The organism is Terrihabitans rhizophilus (genome assembly GCF_033898525.1).
Taxonomy (GTDB): Bacteria; Pseudomonadota; Alphaproteobacteria; order Rhizobiales; family Methylopilaceae; genus Flaviflagellibacter; species Flaviflagellibacter rhizophilus.
This window is the reverse complement of record NZ_JAXAFJ010000003.1, coordinates 168,682-189,810: the sequence shown is the minus strand read 5'-3', so window position 1 is coordinate 189,810 and position 21,129 is coordinate 168,682. Positions and strand designations below refer to the sequence as shown.

The 21,129-nt window shown below is 67.1% G+C and carries 21 protein-coding genes; 11 read left to right on the top strand and 10 right to left on the bottom strand.

What is annotated here, in order from left to right; all coding sequences use genetic code 11:
- Position 1 precedes the first annotated feature (1 nt).
- Genes SCD90_RS07235 through lldD form a run of 3 tightly spaced genes read left to right on the top strand, consistent with a single transcriptional unit; the run spans position 2 to position 3,755 of the window.
- Positions 2-1,207: an FAD-binding protein gene (locus SCD90_RS07235; RefSeq protein ID WP_319843979.1), complete on the top strand. Its 1,206-nt coding sequence runs from the start codon at positions 2-4 to the stop codon at positions 1,205-1,207.
- A 1-nt stretch (position 1,208) separates the two neighbouring features.
- Positions 1,209-2,528, top strand: coding sequence for a glycolate oxidase subunit GlcF (gene glcF, locus SCD90_RS07230; RefSeq protein WP_319843978.1), 1,320 nt, complete (start codon positions 1,209-1,211; stop codon positions 2,526-2,528).
- A gap of 21 nt (positions 2,529-2,549) precedes the next feature.
- On the top strand, positions 2,550-3,755 hold the full coding sequence (gene lldD / locus SCD90_RS07225; RefSeq protein ID WP_319843977.1) for an FMN-dependent L-lactate dehydrogenase LldD: 1,206 nt from the start codon (positions 2,550-2,552) through the stop codon (positions 3,753-3,755).
- Positions 3,756-3,757: 2 nt separating this feature from the next.
- Here the strand turns inward: lldD and SCD90_RS07220 are convergent, their stop codons facing one another.
- Both SCD90_RS07220 and SCD90_RS07215 read right to left on the bottom strand, forming a co-directional pair.
- On the bottom strand, positions 3,758-4,519 hold the full coding sequence (locus tag SCD90_RS07220) for a potassium channel family protein (protein WP_319843976.1): 762 nt from the start codon (positions 4,517-4,519) through the stop codon (positions 3,758-3,760).
- A gap of 129 nt (positions 4,520-4,648) precedes the next feature.
- Positions 4,649-5,572 (bottom strand): LysR family transcriptional regulator, encoded by a 924-nt coding sequence (locus tag SCD90_RS07215; protein WP_319843975.1) that lies wholly within the window; start codon positions 5,570-5,572, stop codon positions 4,649-4,651.
- Between the two features lie 154 nt (positions 5,573-5,726).
- On the opposite strand from SCD90_RS07215, the gene SCD90_RS07210 reads away from it, so the two are divergent.
- Genes SCD90_RS07210 through SCD90_RS07195 form a run of 4 tightly spaced genes read left to right on the top strand, consistent with a single transcriptional unit; the run spans position 5,727 to position 9,488 of the window.
- Positions 5,727-6,704: a Bug family tripartite tricarboxylate transporter substrate binding protein gene (locus SCD90_RS07210; protein WP_319843974.1), complete on the top strand. Its 978-nt coding sequence runs from the start codon at positions 5,727-5,729 to the stop codon at positions 6,702-6,704.
- A gap of 11 nt (positions 6,705-6,715) precedes the next feature.
- Entirely contained in the window at positions 6,716-7,171 is a 456-nt protein-coding gene (locus SCD90_RS07205) for a tripartite tricarboxylate transporter TctB family protein (RefSeq protein ID WP_319843973.1), read from the top strand.
- Between the two features lie 16 nt (positions 7,172-7,187).
- On the top strand, positions 7,188-8,687 hold the full coding sequence (locus SCD90_RS07200) for a tripartite tricarboxylate transporter permease (RefSeq protein WP_319843972.1): 1,500 nt from the start codon (positions 7,188-7,190) through the stop codon (positions 8,685-8,687).
- A 33-nt stretch (positions 8,688-8,720) separates the two neighbouring features.
- Positions 8,721-9,488: an aldolase/citrate lyase family protein gene (locus SCD90_RS07195; protein WP_319843971.1), complete on the top strand. Its 768-nt coding sequence runs from the start codon at positions 8,721-8,723 to the stop codon at positions 9,486-9,488.
- Between the two features lie 78 nt (positions 9,489-9,566).
- On the opposite strand, the gene SCD90_RS07190 is transcribed toward SCD90_RS07195, so the two are convergent.
- Together SCD90_RS07190 and SCD90_RS07185 are read right to left on the bottom strand one after the other, a co-directional pair.
- Complete coding sequence (locus SCD90_RS07190; RefSeq protein ID WP_319843970.1) at positions 9,567-9,995, bottom strand: VOC family protein; 429 nt, start codon at positions 9,993-9,995, stop codon at positions 9,567-9,569.
- 54 nt (positions 9,996-10,049) lie between these two features.
- Positions 10,050-10,703 carry a helix-turn-helix domain-containing protein gene (locus SCD90_RS07185; protein WP_425265651.1) on the bottom strand — a complete coding sequence of 218 codons (654 nt, stop codon included), beginning with the start codon at positions 10,701-10,703 and terminating at the stop codon, positions 10,050-10,052.
- A 224-nt stretch (positions 10,704-10,927) separates the two neighbouring features.
- Here SCD90_RS07185 and SCD90_RS07180 point away from each other — a divergent pair, with 224 nt between their 5' ends.
- Positions 10,928-11,092 (top strand): hypothetical protein, encoded by a 165-nt coding sequence (locus SCD90_RS07180; protein ID WP_319843969.1) that lies wholly within the window; start codon positions 10,928-10,930, stop codon positions 11,090-11,092.
- A 102-nt stretch (positions 11,093-11,194) separates the two neighbouring features.
- Positions 11,195-11,593 (top strand): hypothetical protein, encoded by a 399-nt coding sequence (locus tag SCD90_RS07175; protein WP_319843968.1) that lies wholly within the window; start codon positions 11,195-11,197, stop codon positions 11,591-11,593.
- Between the two features lie 4 nt (positions 11,594-11,597).
- Here SCD90_RS07175 and SCD90_RS07170 read toward each other — a convergent pair whose 3' ends face one another.
- Positions 11,598-14,948, bottom strand: coding sequence for a DEAD/DEAH box helicase (locus SCD90_RS07170; RefSeq protein WP_319844131.1), 3,351 nt, complete (start codon positions 14,946-14,948; stop codon positions 11,598-11,600).
- Positions 14,949-14,997: 49 nt separating this feature from the next.
- Positions 14,998-15,132 carry a hypothetical protein gene (locus SCD90_RS07165; protein WP_319843967.1) on the bottom strand — a complete coding sequence of 45 codons (135 nt, stop codon included), beginning with the start codon at positions 15,130-15,132 and terminating at the stop codon, positions 14,998-15,000.
- Between the two features lie 280 nt (positions 15,133-15,412).
- Between SCD90_RS07165 and SCD90_RS07160 the strand changes: the two genes are divergently transcribed.
- Positions 15,413-16,246, top strand: coding sequence for an oxygenase MpaB family protein (locus SCD90_RS07160; protein ID WP_319843966.1), 834 nt, complete (start codon positions 15,413-15,415; stop codon positions 16,244-16,246).
- On the opposite strand, the gene SCD90_RS07155 is transcribed toward SCD90_RS07160, so the two are convergent.
- Entirely contained in the window at positions 16,219-16,425 is a 207-nt protein-coding gene (locus tag SCD90_RS07155; protein ID WP_319843965.1) for a heavy-metal-associated domain-containing protein, read from the bottom strand. The two genes, SCD90_RS07160 and SCD90_RS07155, sit on opposite strands and share 28 nt — an antisense overlap.
- Positions 16,426-16,553: 128 nt before the next feature.
- Here SCD90_RS07155 and SCD90_RS07150 point away from each other — a divergent pair, with 128 nt between their 5' ends.
- On the top strand, positions 16,554-18,833 hold the full coding sequence (locus SCD90_RS07150; RefSeq protein ID WP_319843964.1) for a heavy metal translocating P-type ATPase: 2,280 nt from the start codon (positions 16,554-16,556) through the stop codon (positions 18,831-18,833).
- Between the two features lie 6 nt (positions 18,834-18,839).
- On the opposite strand, the gene SCD90_RS07145 is transcribed toward SCD90_RS07150, so the two are convergent.
- The 3 genes from SCD90_RS07145 to SCD90_RS07135 all read right to left on the bottom strand — a co-directional run bounded on the left by SCD90_RS07145 (position 18,840) and on the right by SCD90_RS07135 (position 21,128).
- Positions 18,840-19,211, bottom strand: coding sequence for a hypothetical protein (locus tag SCD90_RS07145; protein WP_319843963.1), 372 nt, complete (start codon positions 19,209-19,211; stop codon positions 18,840-18,842).
- Between the two features lie 71 nt (positions 19,212-19,282).
- On the bottom strand, positions 19,283-19,819 hold the full coding sequence (locus tag SCD90_RS07140) for a response regulator transcription factor (protein ID WP_319843962.1): 537 nt from the start codon (positions 19,817-19,819) through the stop codon (positions 19,283-19,285).
- Complete coding sequence (locus SCD90_RS07135) at positions 19,809-21,128, bottom strand: ATP-binding protein (RefSeq protein ID WP_319843961.1); 1,320 nt, start codon at positions 21,126-21,128, stop codon at positions 19,809-19,811. Before SCD90_RS07135 ends, SCD90_RS07140 begins: the two co-directional genes overlap by 11 nt.
- Position 21,129: the final 1 nt, after the last annotated feature.

Genomic DNA, 21,129 nt, shown 5'->3' with positions numbered 1-21,129 from the left:
CATGGCCAGCTTCACCCCCCGATCCGAAACGGAAGCCGCCGACCTGCTGCGCGCCTGCGCCTCGCGCGGCGAGACGGTCGAGCTTATCGGCCACGGCAGCAAGCGCGGCTGGGGCCGTGCCGTGGTGGCCGACCATGTGGTCGATATGAGCGCCCTCTCCGGCATCACGCTGTACGAGCCCGATGAACTGGTGCTCTCGGCGCGTGCCGGAACGCCGATGGCGGAGATCGAACGCACGCTTGCCGAGCACGACCAGTCGCTGGCCTTCGAGCCCATGGACACGGGGCCGCTGTTCGGGCGTGAGCCGGGTTCCGGCACGCTGGGCGGCATCCTGCTCGGGAATATCAGCGGGCCGCGCCGCATCAAGGCCGGTGCCGCCCGCGACCACGTGCTCGGCCTCAAGGGCGTCACCGGCGCAGGGACGCCCTTCAAGGCCGGTGGACGCGTGGTGAAGAACGTCACGGGTTATGACCTGTCGCGCGGGATCGCTGGATCGTGGGGCACGCTCGCTCTGGTGACCGACATCACCTTCAAGGTGCTGCCGCGTCCGCAGACCGCGTCCACCCTCGCCGTGCTCGGCCTGCCCGATGCGGCGGCGGTGGAAGTGCTGTGCAGCGCCATGGGCTCATCGTGGGAAGTTTCTGGAGCGGCCCACATCCCGGCCGGAACATCGGCCCTGCTGCCAGCAGATTTCGGGCTCTCGGGTCAATCCGTCGCCTTGCTCCGCGTGGAGGGCTTCGGCCCCTCGGTCACCTACCGCACCGCCAAGCTTATCGAGGGACTGGGAACCAGCGCGAACATCACCGTGATCGAGGAGCCGCGCTCCACCGCCCTGTGGCAGCACCTGCGCGACGCGCTCTTCTTTGCGGGCGGGGAGACGCCACTCTGGCGCCTCAGCGTAACGCCGACGCGCGCGGCCGAGATGGTCGAGACGATCGCGCGCTCGGCCCGGGTCCGCCATTTCTATGACTGGTCCGGCGGGCTGGTCTGGCTCGAAGTGCTGGACGATGCGGCGGACGCCCAGTCCGGGACCATCCGGGCTGCCGTGTCCGCGGCCGGTGGCCACGCCACTCTGGTTCGCGGAGCGGGCAGGTTCCCCGATATCGCGGCCTTCCAGCCGCAGCCGCCCGCGCTCGCCGCCCTCGCCGGCCGCCTGAAACACAGCCTCGATCCCGGGGGTATCCTGAACCCCGGCAGGATGACCTGACATGCGCACCGAATTCTCAGCCGCACAGCTGGCCCAGCCGGAACTGGCCGAGGCCGACGCCATCATCCGCAAATGCGTGCATTGCGGCTTCTGCACCGCGACATGCCCCACCTATCTGGAACTCGGCAACGAGCTCGACAGCCCGCGCGGCCGCATCTACCTGATGAAGGACATGCTGGAGAACGACAAGCCGGCCAACAAGGAGATCGCCCTCCATCTGGACCGCTGCCTGTCGTGCCTCGCCTGCACCACCACCTGCCCCTCGGGCGTGGACTACATGCACCTCATCGATATGGGCCGCGCCCATGTGGAGCGCACCTACAAGCGCCCGCTAGGGGACCGGCTGACGCGCGCGCTCGTTTCGGCCGTTCTCCCGCATCCCCGCCGCTTCCGACTGGCGCTGGGTGCCGCCCGTCTCGGGCGCCCGCTTGCCGGCGCCTTCGATGCACTTGGCGGCCCCTTCACCCGCTTGGCGGCGATGCTGCGCCTCGCGCCGCACGCGCCGCTGAAGCGGGCGGACACCACTGCTCCCGAACTGGCGATGCCCCGGCGCGCCCGCGTCGCCATCCTCGGCGGCTGCGCGCAATCCGTGCTCGATCCCGGCATCAATGCCGCCACGCGGCGGCTGCTGGCGCGGTTCGGGGTGGAGGTGTTCCACGCCGCCGGGGAAGGCTGCTGCGGAGCGTTGCCGCACCATATGGGCCGCGAGCAGGAGGCGCTGGCGCTGGCCCGCAACAATGTCGATGTCTGGGCCCGCGAGATCGCCAGCGGCCTCGACGCCGTCATCATCACCGCCTCGGGCTGCGGCACCACCATCAAGGACTACGCGCACCTGCTCCAGCGCGATCCCGACTATGCCGAGAAGGCAAAGCTTGTTTCGAGCAAGACGCTCGACATCACCGAATACCTGATGACGCTCGACCTTCCGCAGCAGGCGCGGCGCGGCACGGCGGTGGCTTACCATTCCGCCTGCTCGCTGCAGCACGGCCAGAACGTCACGCTGCCGCCGAAGCTGCTTCTGGAGCGCGCGGGCTTCACCGTGCGCGACGTACCGGAAGGCCATATCTGCTGCGGGTCTGCCGGCACCTACAACATCCTGCAGCCGGAGATCGCCGGGCGGCTGAAAGAGCGCAAGGTGCGCAACATCGAGAGCATAGCGCCCGACATCATCGCCGCCGGCAATATCGGCTGCATCACGCAGATCGCGTCGGGCACGGCGATCCCCATCGTGCACACCGCGGAACTGCTGGACTGGGCCTATGGAGGTCCTGTACCCGACAAGCTCTCCAACATGGATTCCAGAACGGCAGATGCCGCCTGAGGCAATGCCGGAGCAAGCCAGATGATCATCTCGTCGCCAACCGACTACCGCGAGGCCGCCCGCCGCAAGGTGCCGCCCTTCCTGTTCCACTATGCCGATGGCGGCGCCTACGGCGAGTACACGCTGCGCCGCAATGTGGAGGACCTTGCCGGTCTCGCGCTCAAGCAGCGCGTGCTGCGCGACGTGTCCACGCTCAGCCTGGAAACGGAATTGTTCGGCCAGAAGCTGGCCATGCCGGTGGCCCTCGCACCGATCGGCCTGTGCGGGATGTATGCGCGGCGCGGCGAGGTGCAGGCTGCACGGGCGGCGGCACGCAAGGGCGTTCCGTTCACGCTGTCCACCGTCTCGGCCTGCCCCATCCACGAGGTGCAGAGCCAGAGCAGCGCGCCGATCTGGTTCCAGCTCTATGTGCTGCGCGACCGGGGCTTCATGAAACACGCTCTGGAGCGGGCGCAGGAAGCCGGCATCACCACGCTTGCCTTCACCGTCGACATGCCGGTACCCGGCGCACGCTACCGCGACCGCCATTCCGGCATGTCGGGCAAGGGCGGCCCCATGCGCCGCATCTTCCAGGCGCTCCGCCATCCGCAATGGGCGTGGGATGTCGGCGTGAAAGGCCGGCCGCACGATCTCGGCAATGTCTCGCTCTATCTCGGCAAGCCGACCGGGCTGGAAGACTACATCGCCTGGCTCGGCAACAATTTCGACCCGTCGATCTCATGGAAGGACCTCGAATGGATCCGCGAGTTCTGGAAGGGCCCGATGATCATCAAGGGCATCCTCGATCCCGATGACGCCCGGGACGCGGTGCGCTTCGGGGCGGACGGGATCGTGGTGTCGAACCATGGCGGGCGCCAGCTCGACGGCGTGCTGTCCTCGGCCAAGGCCCTGCCGGCCATCGCCGATGCGGTGAAGAGCGACATCACAGTGCTGGCCGATTCCGGCATCCGCACCGGGCTCGACGTGGTGCGCATGATCGCACTCGGCGCCGATTGCGTGCTGCTGGGCCGCGCCTTCCTCTGGGCGCTCGCGACGGCGGGCGAAGCCGGCGTGACGAACCTGCTCGACTTGTTCGAGAAGGAGATGCGGGTCGCCATGTCGCTGACCGGCGTGCGATCCATTGCGGAGATCACCGGCGACATCCTGGCGGATCCTGCGTTCCAGGCCGCAAGTGCGGTGGACGCCGCCGTGCGGACGGCCCCCCGGCCGGAGCCGACCGAAGCCTAGGTTCAGGAACCGTCGTTCGGGATCGCCAGCAGTTCACCGCACGCCTTGCAGTGCACAGCGTCCGGCTCATGCCGCATGAGCGCGCATTTGGGGCAGGCGAACGTCACCTTGCGAGGCCGGAAGATGGCTTGCGCCAGCTGCACGAACAGCGAGATGCCGATGATCATGGCAACGATGGAGGTCAGCTTGCCCCAAGTGCCGGGCAGGGTGATGTCGCCGAAGCCCGTGGTCGTGACGGTCGCGACCGTGAAGTAGAGGGCGTCCACATAGGTGTTCAGCCCCTCTACCTGCCCGGCGAAGCTCGTATAGACGAAGCCGGTGGTGACGAAGAGGAAGGTGATGAGGTTGATCACCGCCCGGGCGGCGCTTTCCCATTCCGCCCATCCGCTGCGCCGCAGCGGCCGCCAGATGATCTCCGTGCGCGACAGGGTCCATAGCCTGAGGATCCGCAGGAAGCTGAGATTGACGAGCCACAGAGGCGCCAGCAGCGTTGCCAGCACGAAGATGTCCACCCAGACGTCGAGCCGCCGCGCCCAGCGGATCGGTTCGCGCGCCGCAAGCCCCCGCGCCACGAGGTCGGCGGCCACGAAGGCGGCAGCCGTGTAGTCGATCCAGTAGAAGATCAGCCGGTTGCTGAGCAGGGGCGTGGCCAGGAAGAAGACGATGATGGCCAGGTCGATGGCCATGACCGTCCACTGGAAACGCACCGCAGCCAGCGAGTGGCCGTAATAGAGGCTGCGAAGACGCGTTCGAAGGCTGTGCATGAGGTTCCGTGCGGCTTCACCGGCCTCCAGTGGGGCGGTCGTCCCATCATTTAGTCTGATCGGCGGGTTTGCGCACCGGCCTTGAAGCCGGTCGGGAGCCCGGGCGCGACTGGCTTCAGCGCAGCAGGTCTAGGCCGGCTTCCCGCGCGCGGCGTTCAGGTCCACGGTCGCATCCGGCATGTAGGACATCACCAGCCCCGTCAGCGTCTCGATGGCAGGATCCGTGTTCTGGCGCCGCCATGCCATGTGCAGTTCCGCCAGCCGCTTGGTGTGCATCGGACGCAGAACCACGCCGTCGAAGCGCAGATTGGCCGCCGAAGCCGGCACTAGTGCCAGGCCGAGCCCCGCCCGCACCAGGCCAAGGACGGAGTGGATCTGGCTGATGAACTGCACGTAGGAAGGCTGGATGCCGGCCTCCCCGAAACTCGTTGCCAGAAGATCGTAGAAGTAGCGCGCCTCATAGGGCGAGTAGGCGATGAAGGGCTCGCGGTCGAGGTCTTCCAGCGTGACATCGGCCGCCGAGGCAAGCCTGTGGTCGACGGGCGCCGCCAGCACGAGCGGCTCCCGCACTACGCAGAACGAATTGAACTCCCGGCGGTCGAAGGGTGCGCGGATGAGGCCGATATCGATGCGCCCGGACGTCAGCGCCTCGATCTGGTCGGCCGAGACCATCTCCCGCAGCACGAGATCGATGTCCGGCGCCTCGGCCCGGAACAGGGTGATGAGCCGGGGCAGGAACTCGTAGCCCGAAACCGCCGTGAAGCCGAGGCTGACGGAGCCGGCCTCGCCGCGGGCCGTCCGGCGGGCGGCCAGAGCCGCCGCATCGGCAAAGCGGAGAAGACGGCGTGCTTCCGGCAGGAAATTTTGGCCGGCCCGCGTCAGTTGTACGGAGCGGCTGGTGCGGTCGAACAGCCGGACCTCGAGAATATGCTCGAGCAGCTGGATCTGCCGGCTGAGCGGCGGCTGGGTCAGGTTCAGGCGCGCGGCGGCGCGGCCGAAATGCAGTTCCTCGGCGGCGGCGACGAAGCAGCGTAGCTGGCTGAGCTCGAACATCTATTCAAAAATGGTATCGATCAATGCCTAAACTAGTTCGATGCTGGATCGGATGTCCACTACCATGCGTCCCACGCGGCACTGCTATGTGCACGGCACAGAGGCGGCGTCGGTTAACGGCGTGCGCCCGGAAACGCGTTCTGGGAGGAACGATATGGTTTTGAATTCGATCAAGGCCGCGCTTGCGGTGGCTGCACTGTCTGTCGGGATGTCCGCGCCGGTCACGGCTCAGGAATTCCAGCGCCCCGTGCGCCTCATCGTCCCCTATGCCCCGGGCGGCACCTCCGACATTCTGGCGCGGCTGATCTCGCCGAAGCTGTCCGAAGCCATCGGGCAGTCGGTGGTGGTCGAGAACAAGCCCGGCGCCGCCGGCAATCTCGGCGCCGATGCCGTAGCCAAGGCCCGTCCCGACGGCCATACGCTGCTTCTCGCCGATGTGGGTTCCGTGGCAACGGCTCCGAGCCTGTTCCCGGACCTGACCTACAATGTGGAGAAGGATCTGGCGCCGGTCGGCATGGTGATGTTTGGCCCCTATGTGCTGGCGGTGAACCCCTCGACCGAGCTCAAGTCGGTCAAGGAACTCACGGACTACGCCAAGGCCAATCCGGGCAAGCTCGCGGTCGCCACCTCCGGCGTCGGCGGCATGAACCACATCACCTCGATCCAGGTGGCCAAGGGCCTCGGCATCGACTGGAAGATGGTCCCCTACAAGGGTGGCTCCGCCGCCTCGCGCGCCGTCGTCGCCGGCGAAAGCAATGTGATCATCAACGGCGTCACCGCCACCCTGCCCTTCGTCACCAACAAGCAGATCACGGGCCTCGCCGTCACGGGTGACGAGCGCATTTCCAGCATCCCCGACGTGCCCACCTTCAAGGAAGCCGGACTGGCCGCCGAGGGCGCAGGCACCTGGCAGGGCATCATGACCACGGGCGGCACGCCGCCGGAGATGGTCGCGCGCCTCAACAGCGAACTGCAGAAGATCCTGGCCACGCCGGAAATCCAGGAGAAGATCGCCGAGCAGGGCGGCAAGGTGCGGCCCGGCACCCCGGACGAGTTCAAGACCTGGATGTCGGACAGCATCAAGTCCTACGGCGAGATCATCCGCGAAGCCGGCATCAAAGTCGGCGGCTGACGGAGCGCATCATGACCGGACGCAAGATCGACCTGCAGGACGCGCTGTTCGGCGCGTTCCTCATCCTGGTCTCGGGGGGCACGCTCCTCGCCACCACGAAGCTGTCCATCGGCAACGCCGCGGAGATGGGGCCCGGCTACATGCCGCGCGCCATCGCGCTGATCCTCATGGCGTTCGGTCTGTTCTTCACCGCAAAAGGCCTGTTCCGCGGCGGCGAAGGCCGCGGGATAGAGCGCATCCACCTGCGCCCGCTGCCGGGCATCCTGCTCGCGGTCGGCGTGTTTGCCCTGCTGGCCGAGAGCGCCGGCCTCGCGATTGCCTCGCTGTCCACGGTGGTGATCGCAGGTTTCGCGGGTCCTGAGCACAGGTTCTTCGAGAGCGTGATCTTCTCGGTCGTGCTGACCGCCTGCGCCGTTCTCCTGTTCGTGAAGGTGCTCAACCTTCCGATCCCCGTCTGGCCCTGGTGATCGGAACACCGCGATCATGGATCTCTTCACCAATCTTGCCCTTGGCTTCTCGACGGCGCTGACGCCCGAGAACCTCATGTTCTGCCTGATCGGCGTGCTGATCGGGACCGCGATCGGCGTGCTGCCGGGCATCGGGCCAATCCCGACCGTGGCCCTGCTGCTGCCCTTCACCTTCGGGCTCGATCCGTCCTCGTCCATGATCATGCTCGCGGGCATCTTCTACGGCGCGCAATACGGCGGCTCGACCACCGCGATCCTGGTCAATGTGCCGGGCGAGACCTCTTCCGTCGTGACCTGCATCGACGGGCACGAGATGGCCAAGCAGGGCCGCGCCGGCCCGGCGTTGGCCATCGCCGCGATCTCGTCTTTCTTCGCCGGCAGCGTAGCGACGGTCGTCATCGTTGCACTCAGCATCCCGCTCTCGATCCTGGCGCTGAAGTTCACTGCGGTCGAATATTTCAGCCTGCTCGTGCTCGGCCTCTTCGCGGCGGTCATCCTCGCCCACGGCTCGGTGGCGAAGTCGCTGGCGATGGTCGTGCTCGGCCTCCTGATCGGACTTGTCGGCATCGACGTGAACTCCGGCGCCGCCCGCATGACCTTCGGGATCCCGGAGCTTTCGGACGGGCTCGATTTCGTGCCGGTCGCCATGGGCCTGTTCGGCCTCGGCGAGATCATCGCCAATCTGGAGCGCAAGCAGGAGCGGGTGCTCATCAAGCAGTCGATCCGCGACCTGATGCCCAGCAAGGCGGACCTCAAGGCTGCCTTCCCCGCAATGCTGCGCGGCACAGCCATTGGCTCCATGCTGGGCGTGCTGCCCGGCGGCGGCGCGGCGCTGCCGCCCTTCACCTCCTATGCGGTGGAGAAGAAGCTGGCGAAGGACCCTTCCCGCTTCGGCAAGGGCGCCATCGAGGGCGTGGCCGGCCCCGAAGCCGCCAACAATGCCGGAGCGCAGACCAGCTTCATCCCGCTTCTGACGCTCGGCATCCCTGCCAACGCCCTGATGGCGCTGATGATCGGCGCCCTGATGATGCAGGGCATCCAGCCCGGCCCGCAGGTCATGACCGAACAGCCCGAACTGGTGTGGGGCCTCATCGCCAGCATGTGGACGGGCAATCTGATGCTGCTGATCATCAACCTGCCGCTCGTCGGCATCTGGGTCTCGATGCTCAAGATCCCATACCGGCTGCTGTTCCCCGCCATCGTGCTGTTCTGCTGCATCGGCACCTACGGCATCTCGAACAGCCTCTTCAATGTGTGGGTGATGCTGGCCTGCGCGGGCATCGGCTACTTCTTCATCAAGATCGGCGTGGAGCCCGCACCGCTCCTGCTCGGCCTCGTCCTCGGCCCGCAGCTGGAGGAGAACTTCCGCCGCGCGATGATGCTGTCCGACGGCGACGCCACCGTGTTCCTGACCCACCCCATCAGCGCCGTGCTGCTCGGCATCGTCGCCCTGATGCTGGTCGCGCTGATGTCACCCGCCCTGTTCCGCAAGCGCCGCGAAGCGCTCGCCGAATAGCGGACCTTTCCCACTACCGAGAAGGCCACTGCCATGGATCTGCCCATCAACCACTTCAAGCGCGCCATCATGGCCGGCGAGCAACAGATCGGGCTGTGGAGCAGCCTTGCCAGCAATGTCACCACGGAAGTGCTGGCCGGCGCCGGCTTCGACTGGCTGCTGATCGACGCCGAGCATGCTCCCAACGATGTGCGCTCGGTGCTCGGCCAGTTGCAGGCCATGATGGAATACCGCACGCAGCCCATCGTCCGCGTGCCGATGAACGACAAGATCGAGATCAAACGCTACATCGACATCGGCGTGCAGAGCTTCCTGATCCCGATGGTCGAAACCGCCGACGAGGCGCGCGCGGCTGTCGAGGCCACGCGCTTCGCGCCCGACGGCATGCGCGGCTTCGCCGGCGTCTCCCGCGCATCCCGCTTCGGGCGCATCGCCGATTATCACCGTCGCGCGCATGAGGAGATCTGCATCCTCGTCCAGGTGGAAAGCGAACTCGGCATCGAGAACATCGAGGCCATTGCGGCTGTCCCCGGCGTGGACGGCGTCTTCATCGGACCCGGCGACCTCTCCGCCGCGATGGGCCACCTTGGCAATCAGGGCCACGCGGACGTGGTGGACCTGATCGAGAAGGCGATCCGCCGCATCGTTGCCGCTGGCAATCGTCCCGGCATCCTGACCGGCGACGAGACGCTGGCGCGCAAATACATGGCCGCCGGCTGCCTGTTCACCGCAGTGGGGCTCGACACGGGCATCCTCGCGCGGGGGGCGGAAGCCCTTGCCCGCAAGTACAAGGGAGCCTGAACGCTTCAGCAACCGGGAGCCGCAGGCTGTGCCCTGCGGCTCTCCACACCGGGGTGCGGCGCGCCCGGTCCAGCGCGGCTAGAAGGTCACCTTGATCGAAGCTGCGCTCCGCACCGCCGCGCCGTGATGCACGGCCTCGATGTTGTTGCCGTCCGGGTCCAGCACGAAGGCGGCGTAATAGCCGGGATGGTAGGCGCGTTCGCCCGGCGCTCCGTTGTCGGTTCCGCCGGCGGCAAGGGCTGCGTGGTAGAACGCGTCGACCATTTCCCGGCTGCCGGCCTGGAAGGCAAGATGATGGCGGCCGGTGAGATGACCCTGCGCCGCCTCGCTCTCAGAGGATGAGATGAAAAGCTCATCCGCCCAGAAATAGTCTTTGGCCGAGCCGCCGAGCGGAATGCCCAGAACATCGAAGACGGCTTCGTAGAACCGGCGGCTCGCAGCCAGGTCGGCAACGACGAGCTGGATGTGGTCGATGAGGCGGCCACGATAGATCTCGTTGGTTTCCATGCCATTCCTCCTTCGCGCCGCATGCTAGGAGCGCCGGCGGACGCGGTCCAGCGCTCAGCTTCCCTGACGGCTGTAGACGATGATGGAGAGATAGCTCATGGGCGAAACGACGAGCCGTTCGGGCCCGTGCAGCGCCCCTGAATCGAACAGGATCGAGTCTCCGGGATGGAGGTGATAGGTCTGGTCGGCATGCCGGTAGATTACCTCGCCGCTCAGCATGTAGATGAATTCCGTGCCGGCATGCTGGAAGCCCGAGAACGGCTGCGCCTCCTCGCGCAGCGTGATCAGGTAGGGCTCGACGACCACTTCCCCGCCGAGCATGCCGCCGAGAAGCTGGTAGATGTGCCCGACCTTGCTGCCGCGCCGCTCGATGACGACACCCTGCCCCGCCTTCACATAGGAACAGTCGCGCCGCTCCTCGAAGCTCGCGAACAAGGTGGTGATCGGCACGCTGAGGGCGCCGGAGATGGCCTGCAGAGTGGCGAGGGAGGGCGAGATCTGCCCGTTCTCGATCTTCGACAGCATGCCGGCCGAAATGCGGGCCGCCGAGGCGAGATCGGAGACCGAGAGCTCATGCGAACGCCGTAGCGCCCTCACCTGCCCCCCGATGGCGCGCTCCAGCGTGCGGGCGTTCTCGGTAGAAGGAGCGCCGGAGCCCGTCGGCACCTCTGCATGGATCATCTGCGGGAGCGGCTCACTCGGCGGCATCTGGGCCTTCGGTTTTGGACGGCATGGCTGTGCCTAGCGGGGATCGGGCAAGTGGGAAAGCGCCGAAGGCCCACCGGGTTAGCGCATGCTGAACCGTCTCCACAACGCAGCCACTGCCGGGTGGATCCAAGCTGCCGCCGTGGCGCTCGGCTTTCTTTTAATCGGAAGCCCCGGGGGATCGTCCCATCGTCTCGGTGCGTTGTACCGTTTCAGGGAGCACGATCATGGCGCAGCAGGTAAAACCCCAACGTGGAATGGCGATGGCGATGGGAGTGGGCGTCATCCTCGTTCTGGCCCTGGTCATCTTCTGGCTCTCGTTCGACCGTGCTCCGGTCGAGGCCACGGCGCCAGCGGATCCGGCACCGACCAACAGTCCGCAACCGCGTTAGCCTCCATAGGCGAGAGGTGTCTTTTCTTCTCCTGCCGACAGCATCTACAATCCTCCTGCGTTCGCGCTCCTCAGGAGCGTGAACCGGGTGCGGGATGAGCGGATGACTGAGATTTTGCGGGTGCCGTCGCACGAACCGGAAGTTCTTGAGGCGGCAGCGCGCCGCCGAGGCCAGGACGGTCGCAACGCGACCACGGCCCTGAGCAGCGTTGCGGTGCTTGGGGTTCAGGTGGCCAGCCGCAGCCGGCAGGCCGAGGAACTCAAGCTCATCGCCGCCATCATCCAGAGCATGCCGGCCGAACTGCGCTCCGTCATCACCAAGGCATGGTGCGACAGCGAAGCGCCGGCCGCCTACACCCTGACGCTGTGGCGCTGCCCGGACGATGTTGCGCGCTCCGTCGCCGAATGGTTCGAGAAGGGTTGCGTCGAACTGGCCGACGGACACAACGGCATACATGTCGAGCGCGCCGGCGGGCGCGGCTTTGCTCTCGACCCGGCCTAGCGGCCTAGCCTGCCAATCCGTCGAGCAACCGCCTTATGGCGGCCAATGCGTGCTCCTGCCCGTTCTCGCTCGGCCAGATCAGCCGCCCGTCCTTCAGCATCGTGCCCTCTGGCGGCTTGAAGCCCTTGAGCTCGCCGCCGGCTCGGAACGCGAAGGCCGCGGCCTTGGGGCCGAGGTCGATGCGCGCGATCCCGGCACGCAGCGCAGCCGTCCTGATGCCGGCAAGATCCAGCAGATCTATTGTCTCGTCCGGCGGCGGACCGAACCGGTCCTCCAGTTCTTCGGCAAAAGCCTCGACCTCGGACGCGTCCTGCAAGCGGGCCAGCCGCGCATACAGATTGAGGCGCAGAGTGGCGTCGGGGATGTAGCTTTCCGGCAGCGAGCCTCGGCTCGACAGGTGGAGTTCCGGCGTCCAGTCCGGGCCCGAAATTTCCCCTCGGGCGACGAGCACCGCACGAGCCAGCAGCCTCTGGTACAGCGCGGTTCCCACTGTCTTCACGTGGCCGGCCTGATCCTCGCCCAGCAGGTCGCCCGCACCTCGCATGTCGAGATCGCGGGTGCTGATGGCGAGGCCCGAGCCCAGCCGGTCGTGCGCCACGAGCGTTGAGAGCCGCGCACGGGTGGCATCGGGCACTTCCGTATCCGGATCAGTCAGCAGGTAGGCGACGCCTTGCGAGCGCCCGCGGCCCACCCGTCCGCGCAGCTGGTGCAGTTGCGCCAAACCGAACAGGTCGGCCCGCCAGACCAGCATGGTGTTGGCGCGCGGCACGTCCAGCCCGCTTTCGATGATGTTGGTGGCCAACAGCACGTCGCCGCGTCCGTCCGCGAAGTCTACCATCACCTCGTCCATCTCATCGCCCGGCATCTCGCCATGAGCGACGCGAAGGTCGAGCTCCGGTGCGAGTTCGGCGAGCCGGGCTTGGAGGTCTGCAATTTCCTCGATGCGCGGCACCACGACGAAGCTCTGCCCCCCGCGCCGCTTCTCGCGGAGCAGCGCGGTGCGTGTCGTGGCCGGGTCGAACGGGGCGAGGAAGGTTCGGATGGGCCGGCGGCGAGCGGGCGGCGTCGCGATGACGCTGACATCCTCGATGCCGATCATCGCCAGTTGCAATGTGCGCGGGATCGGCGTCGCGGTCATGGTGAGGAGATGCGCGTCCGGCGCGAGAGAGCGGATGGACTGCTTCATGGCCGCGCCGAATTTTTGCTCCTCATCGATGACGAGCAACGCAAGATCGTGGAAGCTCACGCTCTTGCCGGCGACGGCATGTGTGCCGACGACGATGTCGATGGATCCGTCCGCAAGGCGCTCGCGCACCTCTTTCGCCTCGGCGCCCGAAACCAGCCGCGACAGATGCGCGACCTCGATGTCGGTGCCGCTGAAGCGGCGCTTGAAGTTCAGGAAGTGCTGGCGCGCGAGGACCGTGGTCGGCGCGATCACGGCCACCTGCTTGCCGGAAAGCGCCACGGCCGCCGCTGCCCGGAGCGCGACCTCCGTCTTGCCGAACCCCACATCGCCGCACACCAGCCGGTTCATCCGCCGCCCGGAGGACAGATCGTCCAGCACGGCGGCGATGGCAGCCGACTGGTCGGGCGTTTCAGGATAGCGAAAGCGTGCCGCGAAGCGGTTCATGGCGGCGCGCGATGGCTCGGCAACAAAGCCCGGGGTTTCGGCACGCTCCCGAGCGACCTCCACCAGGTGTTCCGCGGTGCGGTCGATCTCCGCGCTGAGCGCAATCCGTCTCTTGCTCCACGCATCCGTGTGGAGCCTGTCGAGGGACACTGCCTCTTCCTCGGCGCTGTAGCGCCAGATGCGGCCGAACTCCTCCACCGGAGCCAGAATGCTGTGTCCGCCGTGATATTCGATGCGGACGGCGTCGCAGGTCAGGCCGGCGACCTCGACCCGCTCAAGCGCCCTGAGGACGCCAATGCCGTGGTCCTCGTGGATCACCACATCGCCGACGCGCAGGTCGGGGTCTGCGAGAAGGCGGCTTGTGTCCTCTTGACCGGCGGCGGCCACACGGCCGCCCAGCACATCCGAGGCCGCCACGAGCAGGAGCCCACCCTCGCGGTCGATGAAGCCCTCATCCACATCCAGCTCGAACTGGAGCAGGTCCGGCGGGCGCTCGGCTTTTATGTCGATCCAGTTCTCGATGTGCTTCGGAACACGGTCGAGACCCCGCTTCAGCGCACGGCGCAGGGGTCGCAATTCCTGCGGCATTCCGGCGACGACAACCCGCATGCCCTCGTCCAGCCGCTCCCCGACAAAGCGGGCAAACGCCGCTGCGGGACCGGCCTGCCGTGCAAATTTGGGCGGGGCTTCAAGGCCACCGAGGCCGAGGTCGACTTCCGGCCGGGAGGCAAGCCCGGCTTCGACCTCGTCCGCCGTGAGGTAGAGCCGGTCGGGAGCGAGGACAGTGCCCTCGCCGGCTGACCCGAGACTGCGTTGGGACTCGTAGGCCTCCTCCACGCCCTCCAGCACCTCTGCACATCGGGTGCGGGCCAAACTGTCGAGAGCCAGCCATCCGTCCGGCAGCACCGTGAGAACATCGCGCAGTTCGGCACCCAGCAGCGGTGCGCGGTGCTCCATGCCCTCCTCGCGGACGGCGAGGCTTTCGCCGGGATCATCAGGGCTCAGCACCAGTTCGGATGCCGGACCGATCACCAGTTCCTGTACGTCGTCTTCGGTGCGCTGGCTCACGGGCTCGAAGCGCCGCATCTCGGCGATGACGGCGTCTTCTTTCAGCGTAATCCGGACGGGTGCTTCCGCGGCAGCCGGAAAGATGTCGATGACTTCGCCCAGGATGGAGATTTCGCCCGGCTCGTCCACGCGGTCGTCACAGGTGTAACCTGCGGCGTCCGCGAAAGCCGCGATCTCGTCACGCGTAATCCTGTCGCCGGTCCGCAACGTCCGGAACCCGGATTCGATGCCCTTAGCCGACGGAACGCGCTGGAGCAGCGCCTCTGGACTGGTGACGAGCACGCAGGGTCCGCCTCGATACTCGGCAATCCGCGCCAGCACGGCCATGCGCCGGCCCATGCTTTCGCGCGAGGGCGAGGCGCGGTCATAAGGCAGGCAGTCCCAAGGCGGGAACACCAGCACGTCCACGTCCGGCGACAGCCTCCGGAGGGCCCGGCCGACCTCGTCTGCGCGCCGCTCGCTGCTGGCTACATACAGGCCAAAGCCTTGATCCGTCTCCGCGTGGCTTGCGAGCCGCATGGCGACCGCCGAGCTCGGCGGTCGCGAGGGAGCGGACTGACTGTCCGGCAGAGAGACGGAGGATGGGAGGAGCTGGGCATCGGCATGGGCCGGGTCCGCGCTCTTGGCGGCTGGCAAGGTCACATTTACCCCCGACATGCGGGACACGCGTTACAAGTCCTGCCGTCGTGGCGGGCTAGGCGATGCTTCAGTTTTCGTCGTCGTGACGCACCGTCTCCCGCGCGGCGACCTCGCTCAGCATGAGCCACGCCATTGCGGTGCCGGCGATCATGCCGACGGCGGAAGTCAGCACGACCCAGTAGGGGTCCATCAGGTAGCTCATCTCGGGTCCTCGGAATGTCTGGGGAAGGCACATCGAGCGCCTTGAAGCATGGTCCGGAAATGCACCCTGCGCCGGGTTCGTTCCATCCGTGTGCAGATACGAACGGGACCCTGCTCGGCGAAACCAAAGCGGCCGTTCGCCGGTTGTAGAGGGTCCGGGCCAGCGGATCTGCGCTGGCCGGAAGCCGCGCGAAGCGGAGATGGGAAAGCTGTCCGTGGGGCTTGTTCGGCACGCTATTCAGAAAGAGGTCGGGCGTCTGGTCGGCGGCCGATCAAGGAAAGTGGAAGACGCCTCTTCGAAGCCGCAGGGCCTCTTCGAAACCGACGCCGTGATCCGGCGCGTGCATGGCGATTTCACAAGCATGATGATCGGCGGCGTGTCCGCGCTCATGCTGCAGATGCTTCATCCGGGCGCTTTGGCGGGGGTGTGGGACCACTCGAACTTTCGACATGACATGCCGGGCCGCCTGCGTCGCACCGCGCAGTTCATCGGCACCACGACCTACGGATCGCGTGAGGATGCCGAACGGCTGATCGAGCGGGTCGCCCTCATTCATCGCCGCGTACGCGGAGAACTGCCGGACGGCACCCCCTATTCCGCCGATGATCCGCGTCTGCTCACCTGGGTGCATGTCGCGGAAGTCAGCAGCTTCCTGCGCGCCTTCCTCCGCTATCGCGATCCCCTGCTCTCGCCCCGCCTGCAGGACCGCTATCTGGATGAGAGCGCGGAGATTGCCCGCCGCCTCGGCGCCGAGGACATTCCGCGAAGCCGGCGGGAGATCGCGGAATATCTCCGCGAGATGCGCCGGGAGTTGCGCTTCGATGAGCGCACCCGTGAGGTGCAGCAGGCGCTGCTCAGCCAGCCCGCGGCTTCGGCCTCCGCCCTGGCACCGTTCCAGACGCTTGTCTTCGATGCCGGCATCGAACTGCTGCCGCATTGGGGGGCGCAGCTTCACGGGTTCAATTTCGGCCCGGGGCGCCGTGCGGCCATCCGGGCCGGTGCAGCCGGCATGGGCGCGGTGCTTCGCTGGGGCCTCGATGCCCCCGCACCCGGGGCGAAAGTTCGCCCGGGGCGCCCGGCCGCAGGTCAACCCGCTACGGACACCTCGTCGTAGCCGGCATCGCGGATCGCCTCGCTGACTGCGCCCGGCTCCGCTGTTTCGCTGTTCACCCGGACAGTGCCGGTCGCAAGGTCCACCTGGACCTCGGCTGCGGGATCCAGATCCCTTACGGCTTCGGTGACAGCCTTCACGCAATGTCCGCAGGTCATCCCGGCTACGTTGAACGTCATCATCAGCGTTCCTCCTCTCCCCCTGTAGATGGGGTCTCCCCCAAGGGTAAGGTCAAGCATGCCTTTGCACTCGGAGTCGCCTTGACCTTACCCCAAGGGGAAACCCTATCTATTCCGCAGAGGTAGGGATCATGAGCAAGATCACGGGCCAGCAGAACGACACCATCGACCTTTCCGTGCAGGGCATGACGTGCGCCTCCTGCGTGCGGCGCGTGGAACGCGCGCTCGAGAAGGTGCCGGGAGTCGCATCGGCCTCGGTGAACCTCGCGACCGGCCGAGCGCGCGTCACGTATGAGCCGGGGAACGAACCCGCCGCGCAAGCCATCGCGGCCATTGCCAAGGCGGGATACGAGGCCCGGCTTGTCGGGGGAACCGAACGCCGCCGCCGGGACGAGGAAGACCTGGAGGACGCCCGCACGCTGCGCCGGGACTTCATGCTGGCTTTGGCCCTTTCGCTCCCGGTGCTCATCCTGGAGATGGGTTCGCATATGGTGCCGGCACTGCACCACCTCATCATGTCCTCCCTTGGCGAACGCACCAGCTGGCTGGCCCAGTTCGTCGTGACGACGATCATCCTGGCCCTTCCGGGCCGGCGCTTCTTCGTCAGGGGCGTGCCTGCACTGCTGCGCGGCGGCCCGGACATGAATTCGCTCGTCGCCATCGGTACAGGCGCGGCGTGGATCTACTCCACCATCGCGACCCTTGCGCCGGATCTGATGCCCGGCGGCACACGCAACGTCTACTTCGAGGCGGCAGCCCTCGTCGTGACCCTGATCCTGCTCGGCCGCATGCTCGAGGCACGCGCGCGGGGACGGACCGGTGACGCGATCCGCCGGCTCGTCGGTCTTCAGCCGGACACCGCCCATGCCCTGCGCAACGGCATCCCGGTCGATGTGCCGGTCGCTGAACTCGCCGTCGGCGATCTCGTGGTGATCCGCCCGGGCGAGCGGATCCCCGTTGATGGCGTGGTTACGGAGGGTTCCTCCTATGTGGATGAGGCCATGATCACCGGCGAGCCCGTGCCGGTGGCCAAGGCCGTGGGCGCCGGTGTCGTGGGAGGCACGATCAACAGCAATGGCAGCCTTGTCTTCCGCGTCACCGGCGTGGGCGAGGACACCGTTCTCCAGCAGATCATCCGCATGGTCGAAGACGCACAGGGAGCGAAGCTGCCCATCCAGGCGCTGGTGGACCGCGTCACGGGCTGGTTCGTCCCCGTCATCCTCGTCATCGCCGCGGTGACGTTCCTGGCGTGGCTACTGCTCGGCCCCTCGCCCTCGCTGCCGCTCGCCTTGGTCAACGCCGTGGCCGTCCTCATCGTGGCGTGCCCGTGCGCAATGGGCCTCGCCACCCCCACCTCGATCATGGTGGGAACCGGGCGCGCCGCCGAACTGGGTGTCCTGTTCCGGCGGGGCGATGCGCTGCAGACCCTCGGCTCGGCGGACATCGTCGCGTTCGACAAGACCGGCACGCTGACTTATGGCCGGCCTGAACTCACGGACTTCATCGTCACGGGCGGCGCCGGCGAAGCCGATACGCTGCGCCGGGCCGCTGCCCTGGAGGCACGGTCGGAGCATCCCATCGCGCGTGCCGTCGTCGACGCCGCAGCGGCACGAGGCCTGGACATCCCCGAGGTGTCAGCCTTCGAGGCGCTGCCCGGCCACGGCGTGCGGGGCATGGTCGAAGGCGTGCGGATTGAGGTCGGCGCGGCGCGCATGATGGCCCTGTCCGGCCTAGGCGTGGACCACTTCGCGCAGCACGCCACAAGGCTGGCCTCGGAGGGCAAGGCTGCGCTCTACGTGGCCGTGGATGGAGACGTCGCCGCCGTGTTCTCGGTGGCCGATGCGGTGCGTGAAGGCGCGCCTGCCGGGCTGCGGGCGCTGCACGAGCTGGGGCTCGAACTCGCGATGATCACCGGCGACGATGCGCGCGTGGCGAATGCCGTGGCGCGTCCTCTCGGTATCCGGCAAGTGGCGGCGGAGGTGTTGCCCGCCGGCAAGGTGCAGGCCGTGAAGGACCTTGCCGCGCAGGGTCGGAGCGTCGTCTTTGTCGGCGACGGCATCAACGATGCGCCGGCCCTGGCCGAGGCGACGGTCGGCATCGCGGTCGGCAGCGGAACCGATGTCGCCATGGAAAGCGCAGATGTCGTCCTGATGTCTCCGGATCCCGGCAAGGTGGCTGAGGCCGTCGAGATCTCGCGTGCCACGCTGCGCAATGTGCGCCAGAACCTGTTCTGGGCCTTCGCCTACAACGTGGCACTGGTACCCGTGGCCGCCGGCGCGCTCTACCCCGTCAACGGGATGCTGATGTCGCCCATCTTCGCGGCGGGCGCCATGGCGCTGTCCAGCGTGTTCGTCGTCGGCAATGCGCTGCGGCTGCGTGCGTTCAGGCCCGGCACGCGCCTGCCGGCGTAAGTGCCGTCAGCGGGTCTGCCCCGGCAGGTCGACTTCATTGATGCAGACCGCAAGGCTGCCAAGCATCAGGGTTTGCAGCCGCTCCAGCTCGGCACCCTCGGGCATGGCACCGCCGATCAGCAACAGCATCAGGCTCTGCGCCTCGCTCATGGCCATGCGATCGGCAACCTTGTTCGCGATGCAGGTGCAGGACTGGTCGATCAGATCCGGCGGCAGGAGAGCGGCGTGCGGCTCATCCTTCAGCTTCTGGCAGGCGGCGATGCCAGCGCCCACGAAGGCATTGCGGAACTCGCCCCGAAGGCCGGGACCTGACGAACCCTGCGCCAATGCACCGCCCGTGGTCAGCGCCAGCACCAGAGCCGCGGCCGTCATCTTCACTGTTCGCACCGATTCCGTCTCCCTTGCCGGCACAAAGTGCCGAGCGGCCGTGGCAGCAACGTGGCGCTGCCTTACTTCACCTGCCGCTTTTCCAGCTTACGCGCCAAAGTGCGCCGGTGCATGCCGAGCCGCCGGGCAGCCTCGGAGATATTGAAGCCCGTCTCGGCCAGCACTTCGTGGATATGCTCCCATTCCAGCGTCTTGATCGAGGTCGGCCGCTGCGACAGCGCCACCCCGGCATTGCCACCGGCCTTGCTGAACGCGGCCTCGATGTCGTCGGTGTTCGAGGGCTTGGCCAAATAATGGCAGGCGCCGAGCTTGATGGCCTCCACGGCCGTGGCGATGCTCGCGAAGCCGGTCAGCACCACGATCAGCATCTCCGGATCGTGCGCGTGCAGCGCTTCCACGCAGGACAGGCCGGACGCGCCCGCGAGCTTGAGGTCCACCACGGCGTAGCCCGGATTGTGATCCTTCAGCAGCCCGTTCATCTCGTCCAGCCCGGCCGCCACGAGCACCCGGTATTCGCGTCGCTCGAAGCTCCGCTTCAGCGTCTTGGTGAAGGCCTCATCGTCATCGACGATGAGCAGGAGCGGCGTCTCATCGGTCATCGCGTTTCCTTGCCACGGCAAGCGAGTGGAGGGGCATGGTCATCGTCACGGTCGCGCCTCCCTGCGGGCGGTTGACGGCTTCCACATGCCCGCCAAGCTTGCGCATGGCGTTGACCAGCAGGAAGAGGCCCACTCCGCGTCCTCGGCTTCCCTTGCTTGTCTTATAGGGCGTGCCGAGGTCTTTCAGCATGTCCGGCAGGAAACCGGGGCCTTCGTCGCTGACCGCCAGAACGAGGGACTCGGCTTCGCGCGCCGCCGTGAAGCGCACGCGGCCCGGTGAAACCTCGTGGGCATTGTCCAGCACGTTGAAGATGACCTGCTTCAGCCCCGTGTCCGAGACGATCCTGAGATCGTCCTTGCAGCGATTGTCGTAGGCAAGCTGTGCGCCGCCACGGGAGGTGCGCCACTCGTCCACCAGATCGTCCAGGAACCGGCACAGGGAGGTCGCGGCTGCGGATTCGCTGCGTGTCTCGCCCGCCTGCAAGAGCGTGCCGGTCACGATGGCCTTGCAGCGCTGCACCTGCGCCTGCATGTCCTCGATTTCCTGGCCGAGCTCGGGATTGCGCTTCAGCGCCGGCATGCGCTTCCAGTCTCCGAGAATGACGGACATGGTGGACAGCGGCGTTCCCAGTTCGTGTGCCGCGCCCGAGGCCAGCAGGCCCATGCGCACGATGTGGTCCTCTTCGGCCCGGCGCTGCCGGAGGTCGGCGAGGCGCTCATCCCGCTCGCGGACGTTCTGCGTGATGCGTTTCACGAACACGATGATCAGGACCGCGTTCAGCGCGAACGAGATCAGCATGCCATCGACGTGCAGGCTGAACAGGCTGGACTCGAGGTCCGGCGGCAGATCGAGCGGCACGTATTCCAATGTCAGCCCTGCAAAGCAGAGGGCGATGATCGCCGCCAATGCCCAGGTCGTCCACGCGTCGAGAAGGACGGCGGCAAGAGTGACTTGCAGCAGGAACAGGAAGACGAACGGATTGGTGGCGCCGCCGCTGAGGTAGAGCTGCGCCGTCAGGGCCGCGACGTCGAAGATCAGCGTTCCGAAGATCTCCTCATTGCTGACCTCCGCCTTCCGCCAGAGGCTGAGCAGGCTCAGGAGATTGAGCAGAACCAGGCCGGCAAGCACCGCGGCCATGGGCCGCCACGGCAGCTCGATCCCGAGGCCGAAGTAAACCGCGAGGATGGTTGCGATCTGGCCAATCACGGCGGTCCAGCGCAGCTGGATCAGCAGGAGCAGGTTCTTGCGCCGGGCCAGCGCTTCTTCGTTGATCGGCCGGGTGAAGGAGCCGGCTTCCGCGCTGTTCATC